A 236-nucleotide genomic window follows, 5' to 3' on the forward strand; every position below is an offset into this window, starting at 1 on the left:
CTGGATCTACCGGATCCACAGGAGTTGTAGGTTTAGCATCGTCAAACACAATAGAAGAAACAAGTAGGTTATAAGCAGCTTTGCTACCAACTTTGAATCCAAATACTGAACCTGTTTTAGATTTGTTGTAATCTACATCAGAGATATCAAGTGTGATTTTAATCCAATTATTAGCGTTTATTTTTACTCCAACATAGTCATTAACTCCAATGTTTGAATCACTTTCTTGTTTTTTA

The 236-nt window shown here is 33.5% G+C and carries 1 pseudogene; it reads right to left on the bottom strand.

The features are described from left to right. Window positions 1–236: pseudogene (locus tag GOQ24_RS15090) on the bottom strand (hypothetical protein); the annotation flags it as partial.

It is taken from the genome of Myroides sp. LoEW2-1 (assembly GCF_009767705.1).
Classification (GTDB): domain Bacteria; phylum Bacteroidota; class Bacteroidia; order Flavobacteriales; family Flavobacteriaceae; genus Flavobacterium; species Flavobacterium album_A.